Origin of the sequence: Treponema primitia ZAS-1 (assembly GCF_000297095.1) — a bacterium.
Lineage (GTDB): Bacteria > Spirochaetota > Spirochaetia > Treponematales > Breznakiellaceae > Termitinema > Termitinema primitia_A.
In genome coordinates, this window is sequence record NZ_AEEA01000040.1 from 1 (window position 1) to 19,070 (window position 19,070).

The following is a 19,070-nucleotide window of genomic DNA, read 5'->3' on the forward strand; positions in this document are numbered from 1 at the left end:
CCTCCACGCTGCTTTCCCGCCTTCGGTACCGTTCTATAATTGCCGTCTCAAAGGATACCCCTTTTAGTTTGGGCACCTTCAGTTCAACCTCCCCGGAAGTCGTCCCCAGTTTTCGCTTATAGCTTCCGCTCCGGTATCCTTTCCGACCTTCCGTCCGCTCGTATTTGCCGGCTCCCGTTAGCTGAGCGGCTTCCTGGTCCAAAAGTCCGTTCAGGGTCTCCTCAACGCTGGTCCGGACTAATTCCTTCAGCTCGTCCTTGATAACTCCCTCGTTGAATTGTATAATCTTATCAGACATGGTTTGTAGTCTCCTTTGATAATTTGGTTTTGGTTAACTCATTTTATCATTTGACTGCAAACCTGTCTTTATTTTGCGAAACTTATTGTACCTTATCGGCGTGGGAGCGCAGCGACCTAGCCGTAACGTAGCCCGAGGAGCGACCAAAGGGAGCGACGATGCGTAAACCGGTTGTTAAACGATGTTTCCCCATTTACACTTAGGTTGTTTATTTTGTTTAACATAATTATTTTTAATAAACACATTTACTATTTCTTAAGATATTTTATATTAAATATTTTTAAAATATAATTATAATAACACTATATGTAGACAATATTGATATCTAGGAATTCTGAAGTATAACATACAGGGAGTATTAAAAAATAAAAATGAAAATTGTCATTTATCAAACCATGCATTTATATTGGGAAAATGTTTTTTTACATAATTAATCAAATAATATTATTCAACAAAACTATACCTTTATCTGATATTCCTAGATATCTTGGAAGACTCAAATAAAATAAAAAATATTAAAATTAAACAAATGTATTATATTTATAAAATATCTTACCTTGAATGATTATTGGAAGACAATACTATTTCAAATTACAATCTTGGATGATTATATTATTACGTTATGGGGAAATTTCGCATAACTTATTTTATACGCAATACACTTAAACCCGCAATCTTGCTATATAAGCGAATGCGTATATTTCTTTTTCTATGGGATATATACGGGTTAGTCTTTTTGTTCGATCGTATCAAGAGGGCTTTGGATTTTAAGAGTTGCACGGCGGGCTACATGGGTGTATCGTTCTGTGGTTCTTATAGATCGGTGGCCTAGAAGTTCCTGGATGTATCGAACATCAGTTCCATTTTCCAACAGATGAGTAGCAAAAGTGTGACGCAGGCTGTGGATAGAAGCACCTTTTTTGACATTCGCTTTTTGAAGGGCGTTTTCAAATATTTTTTGCGCGGATCGAATGGATAAATGCTGTGCAGTGGACTGACCGGTAAAAAGCCATGTTTTAATATCATGCAGAAAATAATATTCTTTGAGGATTCTGATTACCTGATCAGAAAGCAGGGTATAACGATCTTTTCGGCCTTTACCGGAGCTAACCAATACAGTTTTACGAGCCGGATCAATGTCGGACCGTCTTAACGATACTACTTCGCTCACTCGAAGACCAGAGGAATAGGCCATCATCAAGAGGAGCCGATGTTTGATATTTTTTTCCGCATCAAATACCGCTTTGACTTCCGCCTTGGAAAGGACCACGGGGAGGCGTTTGTCCTGACGCGGACGGCGCTGTTCCTCAACTATATCGCGTTTTAATACGGTGGTATAAAAAAACTTGAATGCGCTTAAGGCTAAATTCATCGTGGAGGCGGAAAGATTTTTGGTTTTATTTTGATAGGCAAGATAATTCTTGACGTCTACTGCGGTAATTTCTTCTGGGGGCTTCTGCAGGCAGCGGCAAAGATCACGATTGTAATAGCTATAAGACGCCAAAGTATTGGGACTGTATTTTCGCGCTTGTAATTCGGCTTCAAGCTTGACTTGCCATGATTGCGAAAACATATCCGGCAAAGGATGATGTTCAATACAGGGTATATCATCCATGATGTGTGCGGGGGCATCCGTGTCATCGTCTAAAAGGCAGAGAGTAGGATTTTGGTTCAGAAATCCTCCAACTATGATGGGGGTTTCGGGACTTTTTTCGACCTCCATATACGGTCTGTTTGCAAGAACTTGGCTAATCAGTGTGTCACCATATTCTGACTTTACGATAAATTGACTGCGTACAGGATCCCAGTCTCCTATCCGCGTTTTGATGAGCTTGGAAAATAAGTTTTTATCATAGTTATAAAATGGAATCCGTATATTTTTGTTTTCATAAAAAAGATACACCACATCCATTATTCACCATCCTTTAGTTTCCGAACTACTTCGAAAAATATGAGCGATCCCGGAACAAACGGGTAATGGTCCAGTCCGCCAGGATGTATACATAGCTTGATCCGCTGGCTGTTGCGCCCTTTTTGCCTTCCGGCAGGGTTCCTACATTAATGGTCAGAGAAGTACCGTTACCCAGTTCCAGCACAATCCGGCCATCACTTAAACTTGTAGAAGCGGCAGTAAGACCAGGAACGAAATTTTCACCCTCAGCATCCAAGATGCCCCTGACATAGGTATCCACCCGCTGGGAATCTATTGATTCATCATCCAAGCCCTCTATGCTCCAACCGCTGCCATTCCTTGTAATGACCAGTGGTTCCCCCCGTTCGCCTCCGTCCTCTGGCGGTAATGCAAGCACCGTAAGGCGCTGAACAAGGGCAGTATCCGTGGAGAGCTGGGGATCGAATAGCCTTAGGTTATACCAGGAAGTTTCGGCGCTTCCTACGTAGGCCGAAAACTTATCCTCACCGGAACGGACTTCGTTCTGGTCATTCTTCCGCAAATAGATTTCCTGACCAGCAGCATCCCTGCCGCCTATGAGGAGGTCTAAAAGAGATAATCCAGCCCCACCTTTGAGTAAAATACGCGCGGCATTGTTTTCGGTGAGTCCTAAACGCTCATGGGAAGAAGCGGCGGAACCACGGACGGGATATGCGCCGCGGAGGGTAAGCGTCCGAAGGAGATCCTCTACCCGGGCGGCTTTAGCGGGGAATTCCCCCTCCCCTATCAGGGCATACCAATCATTACCCCGGCGAATGAGCTTCACCGGGTTGCTCCATTCACCGGCCTTGGCTATTTCTATACCATCCACCCGATCCTGCAATTTGGCGTCAAGCCACAGGAAAGCTGCGTTCCTGGTATTTACCCGTTCGGGATCAAAAAAGAGGGTTAGCAGATACACTAAGGCCAGAAGGCCGACTAAACCGGATAATAATATGAGTTTCTTTTTATACACCATCGGAAGATTCCTTTCCTTGCCGCTGTAATGAACGGCGCCGTTGCAATGAACGTAAAACCCCCAGGGCAATAACCAAAAGGGGAATAAGTATTATATTTAAATACCGGGCAAAGGCCATAGCCTTAAGCCGTTTTTCATCATCCGTAATCCTATCAAGCCGGCCCGTCTGAGACTGGTGACTGCGAATACTAATGATATCATCATCGTTACCAAGCCAATCCGCCGCGGTAAGGAAAAAATCGAAGTTACGGTCGCTCCGGGTATATTGGGTAATAGTCGATACAAGATCCGTATCGCCAATGACGATAATCCGGGATTCCTTGGATTCCGCAGGCATATCAGGCAATTCTTCCTCCGATCCTTCCCGAACCGGTTTCGGGACACCTGCAAACCAGCTGGGGAATTTTCCCGACAGGGCGGCGCCTAACAATTTTTCGCCCTTAGTTTCGTTAATCTCCGCCTGGAACTGATAGCTCATCTCAGGGTTTGTGGAAAAATCCTTTGTTAGGGACCATGCCTCCGGGGTGGTATAGAACAGGGGTACCGCCGTTACACTTTCCGGAGGATTAAGCTCCAGGGGACTCGCCCAATACACATCGATGCCGCCAAATGCCGATGTCACAGGATGGCCGGAATTACCGTTCTGGGCCAGTACGCCAATCCACAGGGGATACCGTACAATCCGAATAACCCGGGAACCATTGGCATCAACCGACTGGTAGGAAAGGCTCAGGGCGGAAACGTCCAGGGCCAGTTCCGATTTGACCGTGGCTCCGTAAAAAGACACCATGGCCTGGAGCCCACGGTCTATCATGAGACGGCCTTGGAGCCCGCCGTTCGCATCAATAAAAACCCCGTCTAGGGCAAAGAGGACCTTACCTCCCCCCTGGATATACCGGTCTAAGCGGTATAGGGCCCAATCATCAAGATCCTCAACTCCGCCTAACACAAAAAGTGACGGCAAGGTGTCGGGAATTTCTTCACCGGGGTTTATCATCCGTATCCGGAAACCGGATTGAGCAAAGGCTTGGTTAAGGATACTGTAATCCGTAGACCATTGTTTTCCCGTGTCCCCTACCAGGAAAGCCGCTTCACGCTGGGTACCCCGAATAAGGTTCCGGATACGTGAAGTTAAATCGTATTCCAGGGTCCCCGCATTAAACGCGAAGGGGATCACATCGGTCTGGTCCAGGTATTCAATAACGATGCCGGAATAAACCTGGGCGATATTTGCCTGATCCTGTTCCACAACTTCGATCTGCTGGGGGATGATCCCAAGGGATTCCACCTCCCGGCTTAGCCCTGCCTTCTGCGGGTCCCGAACCGTGAGGCGAATTCTGCCATGGGAATAGGCGGCATATTCCCGGAGCAGATCCTCCAGCTGAGCGGGTACCGGGTGAATGGCGGATAGCTTTTTCGAAATATAATAGGTAATCCGCACCTGATCGGGTATTTCGGTATAGAGATTCCGGGAAACCGGTGAAATGGTATAGGCCTTGCTTTTTGTTAAATCAAGGCGGAACCATAAACGCTGGCTAATCAGAATAACCAGAAACATTGCGGCAATCGATAGAACGGTAATAATAGTAACTTGTCGTTTTGTCATCTCCTACCTCCATTTCCGGTACAGAATTACCCGGGTATTGAGGAAGAGAAACAATACCGTGGCCAGGATAAAGAAGACCAGATCCCGTGAATCGATGAGGCCCTTGGAAAAGCTTTCAAAATGAAATGCAAGGGAGATAAAGTTGATCCCCGCCGCAAGCCAGTCCGGCAAATCAAAACTAAAGGTTATCTGCTGTATCAGCATTACTACCATAAGTACAACGGCGCTTCCAAGAAATGCTCCGGCTTGGTTTTTTGACAGTGCGGAAAGAAAGAGCCCCAGGGCTATGGCGGCAGACCCTAACAGGAGAGTTCCGATATATTCGGCAATGATAACCCCGCCGTCAAAATATCCCAGCGGGAGGAGACTGAGAGGAAGGGGGATAGTCAGCAGGATGATAAAAACTAAAACCCCCAGAGAGGAAAGATACTTCCCCACCACCAGTTCCCATTCAGAGAAGGGCATGGTTAAAAGAAGTTCTACGCTCCCCAGCTTCCGTTCCTCCGCCCAGCCTTTCATGGTAATCACCGGAATGACCAGAATAAAGACCAGGGGAAAGGCGGCAAAGTAAGCCCGCAGGGATGCCAGGTCCTGGGTAAAGAAACGCTGAATGTAAAACAGCCAGATAGAGGAAAAAAGCAGAAAAAATACCGCTATTCCGTAGAAAGCCGGAGAGTTACCGTGGGAGTAAAGCTCCTTCCGGGCCAGAGCCAGGGCCCTTGGGAGGAAAGGAAGCGGGGCAGCAGTTCCATGAGACAATTTCATGATTTGGCCTCCTCGTTAGACAGCTGCTGACCAACTTCATTGGACAGCTGCTGACCAACTTCGTTGGACAGCTGCTGACCAACTTCGTTGGTCAGCTTCACAAATATATCTTCCAGGCTCAGCCGTTTTCGGTTCATCCTGAGGATCTTATAGCCCTGGGTTACCGCCCAATCAAAGATCCGTTCCCCTTCGGAGGACTCCCCTTCCGGGTTTTCCCCGCCGGGGAGGAAGAAACTCAGGTTTATCGTTGCATCACCCTGCTCTTCCAGGCTTGCCGGGGCGATTCCCGCCCCCAACTGCAAAAGCCGTTCCGGGAGCGTATGGGCATAGGCGCCCTTCAGGGTTAGTACCCAGCTGTCGCCGCCCTTCATGGTACCGGCGATTTCTTCGGGAGTCCCCTGGGCGGCTATGCGCCCTTCGTTTAGTATCAGTACCCGGGAACAGACCGCTTCCACTTCCTGGAGTATATGGGTAGACAGTATTACTGTTTTTCGTTTCCCCAGTTCCTTTATAAGACTGCGGATTTCGATAATCTGATTAGGATCCAGCCCGCTGGTAGGTTCGTCCAGAATCAGAATGGGAGGATCGTGGATGATGGCCTGGGCCAGACCTACCCGCTGTTTATAGCCCTTGGAAAGGTTTTCGATCCGTTTGGACCGTACCTGGGAGAGGCCGCAGGCGTCGATGGCCTCTTCCAGCCGCCTGCGCCGATCCTCCCTGGGGATAAGCCGGGCTTCGGCAATAAAGTTCAGGTACTCCGTGGGGCTGAGATCGCCGTAAAGGGGTACGCTTTCCGGGAGGTAGCCGATGCGTTTTTTTACCTCCACCGGATCATCCTCCACGGAAATTCCGTCTACCAGGGCTTTTCCCCCGGAGGGGAAGTGGTATCCCGTGAGGATCTTCATGATGGTGGTCTTCCCCGCGCCGTTAGGGCCGAGGAAACCCAGGACCTGGTCTTTGCCTACGGAAAAGGATACATCCTTTACCGCTTCGACCGGTCCATACCGTTTTGTAAGTCCATGCACTTCAATCATTGGGCTGATACTTCTCCTTAATCAATATACTCTATTGGATACACCATTCTATCCCGGGACAGTATCGTTCCGGGAAATATGCTTTGAGCCTCTTTAAGAAGCTGTTTAAGATCGTATTCCGTGTACCGGGGGCTGTAATGGATCAGGGCCATCTTTTTGACCTCCGCAGCTTTGGCAAGATAGGCGGCCTGCTCGGCGGTCATGTGTTTCTTCTCCCGGGCGCTTTCTTCCAGGGCCCGTTCAAACATCCCCTCGCAGACAAAAAAGTCGGACCCATGCACCTCATCGGCAATTTCCGGAAAGGCCAGGGTATCGGTTACAAAGGAGAACTTTCTCCCGGACCGGGTTTCCCCCAAAACCTCTTCCGGCCGTACTTCCCTGCCGTCTGCGGCAATAACGGTTTCCCCGGACTGGAGCTTTGACCACAGGGGCCCCCGGGGTACACCCAGGGCATCGGCCTTTTCCGGGTGAAATATCCCCGGCCGCTCGTCTTCCTCTAAGGTATATCCTAAACAGGGTTTGGTATGCCGCAGGTTAAAGGCCCGGACGTGGAACCCATCACCCTGGTAGACGATACCCGGTTCGGTCACTTCCTTTATGATGATCTCGTAGTTGATATACATATCCAGCACCCGGCGGCTGGTTTCGATATACTCCGCAATTCGGGGGGGCCCGATAATGTACAGGGGATCATCCCGATCCACCTGGGAAGACAGCATGAGGAGCCCCGGTATGCCCGTAACATGGTCCGCGTGGGTATGGCTGACAAATATGACGGATATCTTCTTCCACCGGAGGTTGAGTTTCCGCAGGGAAACCTGGGTACCCTCCCCACCGTCAAACAGGAACAACTCCCCTTCCCGCCTTAGCAACACCGATGTAAGATGACGGTTCGGCAAGGGCATCATGCCGCCGGAACCGAGGATAAATGCTTCAAGGTTCATTAAGGTGAATATACCAAAAATCTGTTAAAATGACAATGCGAAGAAACAACTAGTAACGAAGATGGCAAAGACGGGCGGAGGGAGGGGCATCCCCGGCGCTCACACGCAAGTAGAGTCTGCTTGCGGAGCCCCTTCGGGTCTCCTCCAGCAGGGAATTCCTTATGTGTTCGGTCGGGGAAGCCCCTCCCTCCGCCCGCCCTTGTCACTGTACGGTATAAGAGGTGGTATTCGCTAAAGGATATGTAATACACGTTGTATTACAGGATAGGTTTGCCTGATTAGTTTCTGAAGCTGTGTATAGGCGCAGGAATCCTGCCGCCGCGGCTGATAAATACATCGCTTTTGGCGCTGTTTACTGCCATTATTGGGGCGCCGCCTAGGAGGCCGCCGAACTCGGCCCAGTCGCCGGCTTTTTTGCCCGGTACGGGGATGACACGAACTGCGGTAGTTTTGTTGTTCACCATGCCTATGGCCATCTCGTCGGCGATGATCGCGGCAATGGTGGCGGCGGAGGTGTCGCCGGGAAGGGCTATCATGTCCAGGCCTACGGAACAGACAGAGGTCATGGCTTCCAGTTTGTCCAGGCTGATGGTTCCGGCTTTAACGGCGGCTACCATGCCTTCGTCTTCCGAGACCGGGATAAAGGCGCCGGAGAAGCCGCCTACGTGGGTGGAGGCCATGACACCGCCTTTCTTCACCATGTCGGTGAGCATGGCCAGGGCGGCGGTGGTGCCGTGGGTCCCGGCGGATTCAAGGCCCATTTCTTCCAGGATGCGGGCTACCGAATCGCCCACCGCGGGGGTAGGCGCCAGGGACAGGTCCAGGATACCAAAGGGGACCCCTAAGCGTTTGGCCGCCTCCATCCCAACCAGCTGGCCCATACGGGTTATTTTGAAAGAGGTCTTCTTTATAGTGTCCGCCAGTTCGTCAAAGCTGGCGCCCCGGTGGGATTCCAGGGCGGCCTTAATGACACCGGGACCGGAAACACCAACGTTGAGGCAGCTCTCTCCTTCCCCGGGGCCGTGAAAGGCGCCGGCCATGAAGGGATTGTCTTCAGGGGCGTTGCAGAACACCACCAGCTTTGCGCAGCCCAGGCCATCCCGGTCCGCCGTTAGTTCCGCTGCGGCCTTCACAATTTCTCCCATACGGCGTACGGCGTCCATATTAATACCGCTCTTGGTACTCGCCACGTTTACCGAAGCGCAGACACGATCGCTGCTCGACAGCGCCTCGGGGATGGAATCCACCAGGCGGCGGTCCCCGGCGGAAAAGCCCTTCTGGACCAGGGCGGAAAAGCCGCCCACAAAGTCGATGCCCAGTTCCTTGGCAACATCGTCCAGCACCTTTGCATAGGGGGTATAGTTTTCGTCATCAGACGAGGCTGCAATGAGCGCTATGGGGGTAACGGAAACCCGCTTGTTGATAATTGGGATACCGTATTCAAGCTCAATTTCCCGGCCCACCTTGACCAGGGGACCCGCCACCTTAAGGAGCTTCTCCCGTATACGGCGGCGGGTTTCGGTTCCCGATACAGCGGCGCAGTCCAGGAGGGAAACACCCAGGGTGATGGCCCGTATGTCCAATTTATACCGCAGAAACATATCCACCGTTTCTTTAACTTCATAGGGGGTAAAAAGCATTATTACTATCCTTGTTTAATTTTGGCCTATAGGAGAAAAACGCAGTTTCAAATCCTATGCATGGCGCTGAAAACCCGTTCGTGCATAACGCTGATGGAAACTTCCATCGACTTGCTCAGAACGGACAGTTCTTCCTTAATCACTTCCAGGGGTTTGCTGCCATGGGAAAGATCCACCATCATCATCATCACAAAGTTTCCTGACAAAACGGTTTGGCTGATATCCTCAATATTAATACTCCGTTCCGCTAAAAAGGCGCTGACCTTGGCAATGATACCGACCTGATCGGTACCCACCACGGTGATAATCGCGTTCATAAACTCCTCCACTTTTACAGTACTACTACAGACCTGAAAGTATCCGTTCCGCCTCGGCCTTGCCGGTATAGTTTGGATTACGGCTAATAAGTTCACGGAGGGAACGTTTTGCCGAATCGGGATCCCCCAGGCTTACATAGGTCTTGCCCAGTTCCAACTGGGCATCCCAGTTTGCGGCGTCAACCTTCAGACATTCCAGGTAGGCGTCCCGGGCTTTTTGAAGATCCCCGGATCCTGCCAAGGCCCGGGCCAGATTTATCCTGACCGTAGGATTATTTGGCTCCGATTGCAGGGCCTTTTCGTAGTGTTCTACACTTTGGGGCCATTGTTCAAGACGGGCATAGGCGGATCCCAGATTATTATTCACCTCAAAGGACCGGGGCTCCTGGTTGTAGGCCGCCGAAAGAAGGTTCACCGCCTGTTCAGAAAACCCATTGGCCAAATAGAGGCTGCCCAGGTTGATCCTGGGGCGTATATACGTCCCATCCAGGGAAACCGCCCGGCCATAGGCAGCCACGGCGCCTTCAAAATCACCGGTGGCTTCGTATGCAAGCCCCAGGGTATAGGCGTAAACGGCGTTTGAGGGGGCCGTATCCATGGCTTGCTTGGCATAATCCAGGGCTTCGGCGCCCTTGTCCTGGTTGATCTTAACCACCGCCATGTTGTAATTGGTCTGATCATCCTTGGGGGAAGACTTGAGCGCCTTGGCAAAGGAAGCTTCGGCGGAAACAAAATCGCCGGAAGCCATCTGGGCTACACCCAGTTCTCTCACCGAGGCCAAATCGTTGGGGGCATACTGCAGGGCCTTGGTAAAGGCGTCCGCAGCGCCCCGGGGATCACCCTGGGCGGCGAGTATGCGCCCGATTTCCCGGTGGGCGGTTGGGTAATCCGGCTTTACCCCCACCGCTCTCCGGTAGGCCGTAAGGGCGTCGCTGGGCTGGCCCAGGGCGCGGAAGGTACCACCCAGGTTGTACCAGGCGGATTCAAAATTCCGGTTCAGGGTTGTTGTATTTTCAAAGTACTGCCGGGCGCTGGCATAATCCCGATTGGTAAAATAAGCCCTGCCCAAATCATAGGAGTAAATGTAATTTTTAGGATCCAGACGTACCGCTTCCTTTAGTTCGGCGATGGCGGCATCCGTTTGGCGGAGATCCCGGCTCAGTTTGCCCAGGGTATAATGGGGCAAAGCCTGGGTGGGATCCTTCTGAATAGCTGAACGTGCATGGGCAGCCGCTTCCTGGCCAGCCTCACGGCCTTCGGGGGTATCGGGCTGTTTGGAAAAGACCTCGTAGTAAGCCTCGGCAATCTCCGCCATTTCCTGGGCTTCAAACCGGTTTTCTCCGGGGGGCATCTTTCCCAGGGCTTCGTTAAAGGCTTCCCGGGCGGCGTTCAAATCATTCCGGCTTATGGCTTCCCGCCCCTTGGCAACCAGGCTCTGCACTTCCCGCATCTGCGCCTGGAGAGCCGCAGATTTCCGGGCCATTTCTTCTTCCTGGGCCTTACGGCGCTCCGCCTCTGCGGCAATCCCCGCCTGACGTTCCGCCTCTGCAGCGGCCTGGGCAGCGGAGCTTTCCTCCATCATGGCCAATTCCGCAGCCCGGCGCTCTTCTTCCAGCTTTGCCTGGGCGGCTGTTTCTTCGGGACTTGGGCCGGTTGGAACAGCGTCATTTTCCGCAGCCAGCCGCCGGAGCCGGAGAATTTCATCACGTAATTCCCGGGCTTCCGGATCTTCGGAATTTTCAATCAAAAACCGGTCCAAAATGTCCAGAGCACGCTGATATTCTCCCTGGGCTATATATTCCCGGGCCAGCAAAAAAGAATTTGCCCGGATCATATTGGGACTTTCGGCGGGTTTACGTAAAAAAACAAAATACGATACGGCTAAAAGGACAAGCGCCACCGCTGCCGCCGAAATACCGATGATAATCTTCTTATTTTTTTTCATACCGGATACATACTCCTCGTTAAATTATTCCAATTCAAATTCGCTATCATACCCCAGAATATCCTCGCTGCCCGAGGAAAGCCCCTTGGTATCCTCCGCTGCGGACTGGAGAGAGGCGGTAACCTCGTCAAGAATTCGCTTTTTTCGCTCCGCCTCTGCGGCCGCCTTGGCTTCCTCTATAATACGCTGCCGTTCTACGGCGGCAAAGTCCGAACGTATTGCCGATATGAGCTGTTCTATTCGGCTTCGCTGGGAAGAACCGGGTTCGAAGTTTAGGTAGGATTCATAATCATAGATAGCATCCTGTAGAGCTTGTCTGGTAAGCCTGGCATTCGCCCGGTTAAGGTAGGCCGAAGCAAAACCGGGGTTCGCCTCCAGAGCCTGGGTATAAAAATCTTCCGCCATGGAGATATTTCCCTTAGCATAATAGACATTGCCCAGGTTATAGGCGATAAGGGCGGTGTCCGCATCGGCCTGGGGAAGGACACGGCGGAATAGTACGATGGCTTCATCCAGGCGGTTTAGCTGCTGGTAGGTAAGTCCCAGGTAGAGGAAGGCCCGGATATTCTCCGGATTTTCCGTTATTGCTGATTCAAGGAAGACCAGGGCATCCTGGGGTTTATTACGAAGAAAATACTCCTCCCCCTGGGTAAAGGAACTCTGCCCGTAAACTGCGCTAAGGGACACATATAAAAAAGCAAGGACTAAAAAAGCCTTTTTTTTCGAAAACACCCGTAATTCCTCCATCTTTCCCACTCGCCATACCTCGTTTTTATATATATACTTATCTTAGTTCCAATTGGAACTGGCTCACTCAATAAAATATATCATTACTTTATTGGAAAACATAATGATCATTGTTATTATCGGCATTTTGCAAGGAAGTTTCCTGAGCAAAATTGAAGGGCGATTATGAAAATCCTCTGTATTTCCGATCAAATTGATCCCCTGGTCTATTCATCCGCCATCAAAGAGCGTTTCAAAGATGTTGATATGATCCTCTCTGCGGGGGATTTGCCCATGGATTACCTGGATTTTGTAATTTCCAGCCTGAACAGGCCCCTTCTTTTTGTATTTGGAAATCATAATCTGGAGGATCTTAATTTTTTTAATAATGGGGTGAATCTCCCGGCCGGCCGTGGTTTTGGGGCCACCCATATCGGTTCCCGAATAATCATTGAGGAGGGACTGATCGTTGCAGGATTGGGGGGCTCTATGCGGTACAACCGGGGGGAAAATCAGTTCACCAATTTTCAAATGTACATGGAAATATGCAAGCTGATCCCGGCTATGCTGTTTAACCGTGTTTTTCGGGGACGTTTTCTGGATGTGCTCCTGACCCATGCCTCCCCGATGGGCATCCATGACCGGGAAGATCCCTGCCACCGGGGATTCGAAGCCTTTCTATGGTTCATGCGGGTATTTAAACCGAAATATCTTATCCATGGACATATTCATTTGTACGATTTATCCACAGTGCGTACCACAGGGTATAATAAAACCCAGGTGATCAACGCCTACAGCCATTACATCATTGATATAGGGGAAAACAAACTATGAACAACACCCATCATCTTCAAGCGGCGGAAGACTTTTCTAAAGCCCGGGGCAGAGCATTACTCTCCCGCATACAGCACTTTATGAATGTGGATAGGGATAATCTCCTATCCTTCAACGATGTTAAGGAAATCCTAAGGCCTAAAAATGAAACCTATCGGGGTATGCAGGCTATACCTATCGATCTTATCGTGGGAAGCGAAGGACGGTACCGGGATTTTAACAAATACTTTCTCCCCCGGTCGGAACATCTCCGGTCACGATGGGAGCGGGTAGACATGGCCCGGCTTAAGGATATTATCCTGCCCCCTATCCAATTGTACGAAATTGGAGGGGTGTACTTTGTTCGGGACGGTAACCACCGGGTATCCGTAGCGCGAACCCAGGGGATGGAGATTATTGATGCGGAGGTTACCAGCCTTTCCAGCGAAATCACTATTAATCCCTCCATGACCAAGGATGAACTCCGCATAGCCCTGATCGGTTATGAGAAAAAACTGTTTTATGAAAAAACAAATTTTGGGGAACTCACCGCTTGTAAGGATCTGGATTTCAGCGCCACCGGGCGGTATGACGTAGTTTATACCCACATCCTGGTACATAAGTATTATTTGAATCAGCAGGTGTCCGGGGAAATACCCTTTTCAGACGCCCTGGTTTCCTGGTACAATAATGTGTATCTGCCGATTGTAGAGATCATCCGGGAAGAGCGTCTCTACTTAAATTTTCCCGGGAGAACCCCCAGCGATCTCTATGTCTGGATCGTAAAACATTGGGATTTTCTTAAGAAAAAATACGGCGTGGGTTTCTCCGTATCCGAGGCTGCCAGGGATTTTTCCCAAAAATACGGTACCGTCAAAAAAGGACCCCTTACTTTTATTGCACACCTGATTGACCGTGCATTCAACCGATCGTAAAAGGAACGTAGATTATGGCTATTCTGTCAATTCAATCTCATGTGGTGTACGGGTATGCGGGGAATACCGCTGCGGTTTTCCCCCTCCAGCGTCTGGGCCGGGAGGTCTGGGCGGTAAACACCGTTGAATTTTCTAACCACACAGGCTATGGAGCCTGGCGCGGCAAGGTCCTTGATGTAAGTTTGGCGGAAGAGCTGGTGGCGGGCATCGAAGACCGGGGTGTCCTGGGGAACTGCGAGGCGGTTCTTTCAGGCTATATGGGAGATGCCGGGGTGGGTCATGCGGTAATCGGCGCCGTTCAAAAAGTCAAGGCGGTTTCCCCAAAGGCTATCTACTGCTGCGATCCCGTGATGGGGGATGTGGGCCGCGGATTCTATGTCCACGCCGATATCCCGAATATGTTTAAAAACGAAGTAATTCCCCGGGCGGACATCACCACCCCCAATCAGTTTGAGTTGGAGGCGCTTACGGGGCAGGACACCTCAAGCCTGGTCAACGCACGGAAGGCCATAGATCAGATCCACGCTGCGGGCCCCAAGGTGGTGTTAGTAACCAGCTACCGGGAAAAGGGCGGAATAGAAAACCACATCGAAATGCTGGCCTCCGACGGCAGCTCGATCTACCGTGTCCGCACCCCGGAACTCCCCATGGGCGCCGGAATGGCGGGCTCCGGCGATGTGACCACCGCCCTTTTCCTGTCGCGGTACCTGGAAACCGGCAATGTCCGGGATACCCTGGAACTGACCGCAGCCTCCATCTTCGGCGTTATGGACACTACCTACAAGGCAAAGAGCCGGGAATTGCAGATAATCAAAGCCCAAACGGAACTGGTAAAGCCCAGCAATACTTTTAAGGCGGAGAAGCTGTAGGGGATCAATCATAAAATAGACATATCCCGTACACCTTTTCCGCTCCGGATGCCTTCAAAGCAGCGGCGCAGGCATCAAGGGTAGCTCCGGTGGTGATCACATCGTCAAAGAGGATTAGTTCCCCGCTTACCGGCTTGGTACAGAGGATTTTTCCTCTAAGGTTAGTTTTCCGGTTTGCCTTGTTCAGCTCCTTCTGACTTTTTGAGGGGAGACGCTTCAGGCAGGGATACACCAACTGGTCTAGCTTTTTGAGCCTGGCCCCTAAATAAGCTACCTGATCCCATCCGGTTTTGCGTACCTTTCCCGGGCGGGGCGGAACGGGAACAAAAACCCTTTCTGAAGCGGTAAGGGGAAGCTGTTCCACCGCTTCCAGGATCCGTTCCGCAAGAAAATTACCGATTGACAGCTGCCTTCCGAATTTATAGGCGGTCAAAAGTTTCCGGTATTTGCCGGTATAGGGAAAGATGCTGAAGGCTCCGTCAAAAACATGGGGCCCTTCGGGCGCCGCCTCCCCTTCCCGGCATTGCAGACATTGCCCCTGCTCCGAGATAAGGGGGCGGCCGCAGGATGAGCAGCGTTCTTCATCCCCCGGGGAAAGATTCGTCATACAGGGGTGGCACAAACCGTACCAGGACTCGTCAATGTCCAAAAGTTCCCCGCCGCAGATAGGACAGTCCACGGGGAACAGATACTCCCGGATATAGGCAGCCATCCGGACGGCTTGATACATGAAGTGTTTAGTCATAGTTATCTCCTTTGGGTTTATCCCCAAAAAAAGATACGGGTTCATGCGGAATTTTACTTTACTGTGGTTTAACACTAATATATAAAAAAATTACAACCGCAAAGGCGCACGAAGGCGCAAAAGAAAAGATTTATGTTATCCTCTTTTCCTTCTGTGCCTTCGTGCGCCTTTGCGGTTAAAATTCTGTATCTTTGCTTAGTATTTACGCGTTATTCATCGTCAAACAGCGTCGGCCCGGAGTTTGACCGTACTTGCAACGAAGTTCCCCGCGCAGGATGTTGGGGTTTGCCGGGGGATTTGGGAGGGTCCTTTCCGTCGAAGAGGGCTTTCCAGGCGTGGATACGGTTCAGGGCTTCCAGGGGGGTTATGCGGTTTAAGTCCAGGGCGGCGATATCCTCGGCGATGCGCCGGACCCGGGTATTCGTTGTAACCGGGCCGGCCGGGGTATCCGGGACCGTTGCCGGAGGCGCCGTTTCGGGCAGGGCCTTGTGGAGGATCTCTTCACCCTCCCGTATTCGCTCCATAATCTCCGCCGCCCGCCCCAGGACCCCTTCGCTGAGGCCTGCCAGACGGGCCACGTGGAGGCCGTAGGATTCCGCTGCGGGGCCTTCCTTGAGCTTCCGCAGAAATACTATTTCTCCATCCCGATCCAGGACTTCCATAGAACGGTTTGCCAGGCCGGGATGGGCCAGCATGGAAAGTTCATGGTAGTGGGTGGCAAAGAGGGTACGGCATTTGATGCGGTTCAGCAGTTCCTCGCTCACCGCCCAGGCGATGGAAAGGCCGTCGTTGGTTCCCGTACCCCGGCCAACCTCATCCATGATCACCAGGCTCTTTTCTGAGGCCGTGTTGAGGATATGGGCGGTCTCGTTCATCTCCACCAGGAAGGTACTTTCCCCCCGGGCCAGGTTGTCCGATGCGCCCACCCGGCAGTAGATCCGGTCGGTAACGCCTATATTTGCGGATGCTGCAGGGACAAAGCTGCCCGCCTGGGCCATGATGGTGATCAGCGCCGCCTGGCGGAGGTAGGTGGACTTACCGGCCATATTGGGACCGGTAATAAGGGCAAAGAGCACCCCGCCCTCTTCCAGGACCACATCGTTGGGGATAAATTCTCCGCCGGGCAGATGGGCCTCCACCACCGGGTGACGGCCTTCGCGGATCTCCAGGCGGTTTTCACCGTCCACCGTCGGACGTATCCAGCCCCGGACTGTGGCTGCCCTGGCCAGGGACTGGGCGCAATCCAGTTCGGCGATCCGGGCGGCAGCGGCGGATAGTTCCGGGATAAGCGCCTTGGCCTTGTCCCGGATTTCCAGAAAAAGCTTTTTTTCCAGGTCCACCACCCTATCCGAGGCGCCGTTGATGTCCGATTCCAGGGCGGCAAGCCGGTCTGTGGTAAAGCGCTCTCCCTGAACTATGCCCTGGCGGCGGATAAAACGGGCCGGCACCTTTGGAAGGTGTAGTTTTGTAACCTCGAAAAAATACCCGATAAGGCGGTTGTACCGGATCTTCAGGCTGCTAATGCCCGTAGCTTCACGTTCCTCCTCCAGATATTCCTCCAGGAGGGAACGGCCGTTATCCCGCAATTTGCGGAGTTCGTCCAACTGTTTGTTATACCCATTCCGGATCAGGTTCCCTTCGGTGAGCAGGATGGAAGGGTCCTCGCAAAGCCCCCGTTCCAGCAGCTCCCGGAGTTCAAGGAGCCGGACAAGGGCGTCTCCGGCCGGGGAAGAGGCGTCCAGGGACCTGGCCGCCTCAGTTTCAAAGGTACAGCCCAGTTCCTTGCTTATCCCATGAACAGCGTCGTAGGCATTGAGGGAATTTTTGACCGCAAGCATATCCTTGCCGTGGGCCCTATCCATGGCAAGCCGGGAACAGAGCCGTTCCAGGTCGGGGGTTTTCCCCAGAATTTCCCGGATCCCCGTAAGTTGTCCCTGGCCATGGTAGAAGGCTTCCACCATATCAAGCCGTTTGTTGATGCGGTCAATATCACGCAGGGGGTGGAGGATACGCCGTTTTAAAAGACGGCGGCCCATGGCGGTTTTGGTTTCATCCATCACTTCCAGGAGGGAGAACCGGCCTTCGCCATCCCGGAGGTTACGGACCAGTTCCAGATTCCGCTGGGAAGATTCATCGATGCCCACGAACTCCGTATCCCCATAGAGGCTGAGGGACCGGACATGGGGGATAAGGCTCCGGGCGGTATCGCCCAGGTAATCCAGGATGGCCCCGGCGGAGAGGATCTCCGGGGACGTATCCTCCAGGCCGAAACCCCGGAGGCTTGCGGTACAGAACTGCCGTTCCAGCCGTTCCCGGCTGCGGCTTAGATCGAAGAGCCAGTCCGCCCAGCGATTCACCACCAGACTAGGCCGGTCCAAAACAGCCGCGGCAATTTCGCCGAATTCTTCCAGGAGGGATTCCTGGGCTATCAATTCCCGAATCTGAAGCCGCTCCAGCTCCCCCCGGACCCGCTGCGCCGCATCGTCGTAGGTGAAGGATGTGGCGTAGAATTCCCCGGTGGAAAGATCGATATAGGCAAAGGAAACCAGTCTGACGTTCCCCGCACATACGCTGAGGGCGCCCAGGTAATTGGAACTACCCTTGTCCAGGAAATCCTCGTCCACCGTGGTTCCCGGGGTGATAACCTCCACCACCTTCCGTTCCACGATACCCCGGCCTTTTGTCGGTTCGGAAAGCTGCTCGCAGATGGCTATTCTTTTTCCCAGTTTTAGCAGGCGGGCAATATAGGAACGGGCCGCATGATAGGGGATCCCGCACATAGGAAGCCCGTTGCGGCTGGTAAGGGTGAGGTTTAGAAGGGCGGACACTTCCAGAGCATCATCTGAAAACATTTCATAGAAATCACCCAGGCGAAAAAAAAGCACATCCCCCTGATGATCCCGTTTTATCCGCCGGTATTGATCCAGCATCGGGCTCGATTCCACAGAGAATTCCCCCTTATGGATTTTTTAACTATCTGCCGGCCTTAGTTCGTAGGTTGGTAATAAGTTTTTCTGTAATGTCCACGGTCGGGCTGAACCAAAGTATACCCGTATTTTCCCTTTGGTTTAAGACCATACTATACCCTTCGCTTTCGGCGATAAAGCGGATCTCGTCCCGGACCTGTTCTAAAAAGCTTCCGGACTGGGATAGCTTTTTCATCTGATCCTCCAGTTCGGTTTTCTTAACCTGGTAATAATCCCTGAGGAAATCCTGCTTCCGGTATACCTCATTCTGAAGCCGCAATGCCCGTTCCTCATCCCCCCGGGCTTCAGCATCCACAAGAGAGCCGTGGAGGGTCTGAATTTCCGCAGTCATCCGGTCCACTTCGGTTTGAACCCTGGCGCTCCGTTCTTCCCATTCCCGAACCGCCCGGGATTCCCGGAAAAACTGGGTGTATACCCGGGAAAGATCCACCACCGCAAACCGGGTTAGCTGCTGGGCGGCCACGGACCTTACCCCAGGAGCCATCATAACGGCTAAAAATATAACAGCGATTATCCCACATTTTTTCATCATCACGT

General features: G+C 51.9%; 17 protein-coding genes. 3 read left to right on the plus strand and 14 right to left on the minus strand.

What is annotated here, in order from left to right:
* The 11 genes from TPRIMZ1_RS18560 to TPRIMZ1_RS0106535 form a co-directional block, all read right to left on the minus strand.
* On the minus strand, nt 1–298 hold a 298-nt coding region (locus TPRIMZ1_RS18560; protein ID WP_010256569.1), incomplete at its 3' end, for a transposase.
* 727 nt (nt 299–1,025) lie between these two features.
* Complete coding sequence (locus TPRIMZ1_RS0106490) at nt 1,026–2,210, minus strand: tyrosine-type recombinase/integrase (protein WP_010256572.1); 1,185 nt, start codon at nt 2,208–2,210, stop codon at nt 1,026–1,028.
* A gap of 25 nt (nt 2,211–2,235) precedes the next feature.
* Complete coding sequence (locus tag TPRIMZ1_RS0106495) at nt 2,236–3,207, minus strand: DUF4340 domain-containing protein (RefSeq protein WP_010256576.1); 972 nt, start codon at nt 3,205–3,207, stop codon at nt 2,236–2,238.
* The gene (locus tag TPRIMZ1_RS0106500; protein ID WP_010256578.1) at nt 3,197–4,813 is read right to left on the minus strand and encodes a GldG family protein; all 1,617 of its coding nucleotides are present in this window, start codon (nt 4,811–4,813) and stop codon (nt 3,197–3,199) included. The genes TPRIMZ1_RS0106495 and TPRIMZ1_RS0106500 overlap by 11 nt, the downstream gene beginning before the upstream one ends.
* 3 nt (nt 4,814–4,816) lie before the next feature.
* On the minus strand, nt 4,817–5,578 hold the full coding sequence (locus TPRIMZ1_RS0106505; protein WP_010256581.1) for an ABC transporter permease: 762 nt from the start codon (nt 5,576–5,578) through the stop codon (nt 4,817–4,819).
* Nucleotides 5,575–6,612, minus strand: a complete 1,038-nt coding sequence (locus TPRIMZ1_RS0106510) for an ABC transporter ATP-binding protein (protein ID WP_010256583.1) — start codon at nt 6,610–6,612, stop codon at nt 5,575–5,577. Before TPRIMZ1_RS0106510 ends, TPRIMZ1_RS0106505 begins: the two co-directional genes overlap by 4 nt.
* Before the next feature lie 17 nt (nt 6,613–6,629).
* Nucleotides 6,630–7,556: a ribonuclease Z gene (locus tag TPRIMZ1_RS0106515; protein ID WP_010256585.1), complete on the minus strand. Its 927-nt coding sequence runs from the start codon at nt 7,554–7,556 to the stop codon at nt 6,630–6,632.
* Nucleotides 7,557–7,834: 278 nt separating this feature from the next.
* Complete coding sequence (locus TPRIMZ1_RS0106520; protein WP_010256588.1) at nt 7,835–9,196, minus strand: PFL family protein; 1,362 nt, start codon at nt 9,194–9,196, stop codon at nt 7,835–7,837.
* 47 nt (nt 9,197–9,243) lie between these two features.
* The gene (locus tag TPRIMZ1_RS0106525) at nt 9,244–9,513 is read right to left on the minus strand and encodes an ACT domain-containing protein (RefSeq protein WP_010256592.1); all 270 of its coding nucleotides are present in this window, start codon (nt 9,511–9,513) and stop codon (nt 9,244–9,246) included.
* Between the two features lie 25 nt (nt 9,514–9,538).
* On the minus strand, nt 9,539–11,458 hold the full coding sequence (locus TPRIMZ1_RS0106530; protein WP_010256595.1) for a tetratricopeptide repeat protein: 1,920 nt from the start codon (nt 11,456–11,458) through the stop codon (nt 9,539–9,541).
* A gap of 24 nt (nt 11,459–11,482) precedes the next feature.
* The gene (locus TPRIMZ1_RS0106535) at nt 11,483–12,190 is read right to left on the minus strand and encodes a tetratricopeptide repeat protein (RefSeq protein WP_232616758.1); all 708 of its coding nucleotides are present in this window, start codon (nt 12,188–12,190) and stop codon (nt 11,483–11,485) included.
* 180 nt (nt 12,191–12,370) lie between these two features.
* Between TPRIMZ1_RS0106535 and TPRIMZ1_RS0106540 the strand changes: the two genes are divergently transcribed.
* Genes TPRIMZ1_RS0106540 through pdxY form a run of 3 tightly spaced genes read left to right on the plus strand, consistent with a single transcriptional unit; the run spans nt 12,371 to nt 14,801 of the window.
* Entirely contained in the window at nt 12,371–13,018 is a 648-nt protein-coding gene (locus TPRIMZ1_RS0106540; RefSeq protein WP_010256601.1) for a metallophosphoesterase, read from the plus strand.
* Nucleotides 13,015–13,932, plus strand: a complete 918-nt coding sequence (locus tag TPRIMZ1_RS0106545) for a hypothetical protein (protein WP_010256604.1) — start codon at nt 13,015–13,017, stop codon at nt 13,930–13,932. The genes TPRIMZ1_RS0106540 and TPRIMZ1_RS0106545 overlap by 4 nt, the downstream gene beginning before the upstream one ends.
* Before the next feature lie 14 nt (nt 13,933–13,946).
* Nucleotides 13,947–14,801, plus strand: coding sequence for a pyridoxal kinase PdxY (gene pdxY / locus TPRIMZ1_RS0106550; RefSeq protein ID WP_010256607.1), 855 nt, complete (start codon nt 13,947–13,949; stop codon nt 14,799–14,801).
* Between the two features lie 4 nt (nt 14,802–14,805).
* On the opposite strand, the gene TPRIMZ1_RS0106555 is transcribed toward pdxY, so the two are convergent.
* From TPRIMZ1_RS0106555 to TPRIMZ1_RS0106565, 3 genes are all read right to left on the minus strand, one after another.
* Complete coding sequence (locus TPRIMZ1_RS0106555; protein ID WP_100217016.1) at nt 14,806–15,546, minus strand: ComF family protein; 741 nt, start codon at nt 15,544–15,546, stop codon at nt 14,806–14,808.
* A gap of 209 nt (nt 15,547–15,755) precedes the next feature.
* Entirely contained in the window at nt 15,756–18,476 is a 2,721-nt protein-coding gene (gene mutS, locus TPRIMZ1_RS0106560) for a DNA mismatch repair protein MutS (protein ID WP_010256613.1), read from the minus strand.
* A 43-nt stretch (nt 18,477–18,519) separates the two neighbouring features.
* Nucleotides 18,520–19,065 carry an OmpH family outer membrane protein gene (locus TPRIMZ1_RS0106565; RefSeq protein WP_232616759.1) on the minus strand — a complete coding sequence of 182 codons (546 nt, stop codon included), beginning with the start codon at nt 19,063–19,065 and terminating at the stop codon, nt 18,520–18,522.
* Nucleotides 19,066–19,070 lie beyond the last annotated feature (5 nt).